Consider the following 2331-nt stretch of genomic DNA (forward strand, 5'->3'; position numbering starts at 1 on the left):
GAGCTGAAGACTGAGGTCAGCCGGACCGTTGAGGACGGGCGTCTGACCGAGACCGTCACCACCGCGCCCGGTACCGACGCGGAGACCACCGCCTCGCGGGTGGTGGACCTGGCGACGGGGGCCGTGCTGGAGGAGGCCGGCCCCGGCGGGCGGGTCGTCTCCCGGACGGAGTACGACCGCCAGGGCCGGCCGGTCGCCCGCACCCTGCTGCCCGACTCCGGCAGATCCCAGAGGACAACCATCTCCTACCCCGCTCCCACTACCACGGTCACTGCCACCCCTGACGGCCGTCGGGTGACCGAGACCCTCGACGCGCTGGGCCGCCCGCTGCGGACCGCGGACAACTACCGCGACGGCGCCTACGCCAAAGAACCCGACGCCGACGGCGCCCGGGTCGAAGCGGTCGCGCAGGGCGTCCTGGGTACAGACCAGAAGGATGCCGGCCTCGGCGATGCACGCGCTGTGATGGTGCAGGACGCTGACAGCGCCGCGCGTACGGCCTCCGCGAAGGTCGTCTTCGCCGACGGCACCCCCGCCGCCGGCTCCACCGCCCAGACCGACGCGCTGGGCCGCACCCTGACCTCAACCAGCGGCGAAGTCACCGCCACCCCCTCTTACGGGCCGGGCGGCATCCCGCACAGCACGGTCCTCAGCCCCGCCGCCCCCGACACCTACCCGGGGGAGAAGTTCACTGCAGCCACCGCCCACGACCTGGCCGGTCGTCCTACCGCCAAGACCCTCACCCAGGGCGAGGACGCAGCAGGCAGCCGCACCGGCATCAGGAACACGTACGACGAGGCCGGCCGGCTGGCGTCCCAGACCGACCAGCTCGGCAACACCACCGTGTTCACGTACACCCCCGACGGGCAGGCGGCATCAGCCGCGGTGAAGACGCCGGAGGGCAAACCGGTCTCCGAAACCGCCTACACCTACGACGAGGCCGGCCTGCTGACGTCCGCCGCCATCACGCACGCCGACGGCGCGACCACCGTCCGGCACATGGCCTACGACAGCCTGAACCGGATTGCCAGCGTGTGGGAAGGCGACGGCGAGGAGGCGAAGAAGGCCTCCCTCATCACTTACGGCTACGACGGCGAGGGCCGCCTGGTGTCAGTCGCCTACCCCGACGGCAAGACCACCTCCCGCACCTACGACGCGGTCGGCCAGCTCGCCAGCTCTACCGACGCGGCTGATGCAGTGACTGCCTACACCTACAACAGCGACGGCAGCCTCAAGACCGCTGAGCAGAAGACTGCCGACGGGCAGACCTCCAGGGCCTCCTACGCCTACGACACCCTGGGCCGGCTGGTGAAGACCGAGTACGGCAACGGCACCGTCCTGACGGTGGACTACTACGACAGCGGCCAGCCGAAGAAGGAGACCCTCACCGGCGAAGACGGCACCCTGCTGTCCGAAACCGTGTACACGTACAACAGCCGCGGCGACCTCGCCACCCGCACCGACACCCGCCCGGCCAGCAGCACCGGCCAGGCCCCAGGCAGCGAAGGGGGGACAGGCGCGGAAGAGGCCGCCGACAGCTCTTCCGCCGCACCTCCGGTGACCGTCCATACGGTGCACTCCTATGATGCATACAACCGGCTGGCCTCCACCGTCCTGCACAGCGGCGCGGACGAGAAGGCCCCTGTACTGCGCTCGACCGCCTACACCGCCAACGCCGCAGGAGACGTCACCACCACCACCGTCACCGATGCGCAGGGCGAGAAGACCCTAACCCGGCATGAGACCGACGCCGCCGGACGCCTCACCGCAGTCATCACCGACGGGGCAGAGGCCGACCAGGCCTGGGACGCGGCCGGCCGCCTGACCACCGGAGCCGACGGTACTGCCTGGACCTACACTCCCGACAGCAAGCCCCTCACCGCCGCCACCTCCGACGGCATACGCACCGAGTACGCCTACTGGGCCGACGGCAGCCGCAAATCCTCCACGACCACCGGCCGCGACGGCGACAGGCACGCCGTGCTCTTCCACTACGCCCCTGACGGCACCATCGCCAACGACACCCACACCACCCCGGACGGCACCTCCCGCACCGGCGCCTACCTGGCCGGCCTGACAGGACGCGAAGCACGTACTCTCACCGGTACGCCCGAAGCTGCCCTGTACCTGCATGCCGACCGCCGCGGCAACACCGTCCTGGAAACCGGCCCCCTCGCCGAAGCCCGTACCAGCCGCTCCTACACCGACTACGGCCAGGAGACCGGACCCGGCGCCGCTCCCGCAGCCGCTCCGCACCGCGCCGCCGACCCCGCCGCCAACCCCTTCCGCTTCGGCGGCGAATACACCAACACCGAAAACGGCACCGACTAC

1 pseudogene is annotated in these 2331 nt (G+C 70.9%); it reads left to right on the plus strand.

The window, feature by feature from the left end:
• Positions 1–2331, plus strand: a pseudogene (locus tag IF89_RS39200) (hypothetical protein); the annotation flags it as partial.

This window comes from Streptomyces sp. NRRL F-2664 (assembly GCF_000719345.1).
GTDB lineage: Bacteria > Actinomycetota > Actinomycetes > Streptomycetales > Streptomycetaceae > Streptomyces.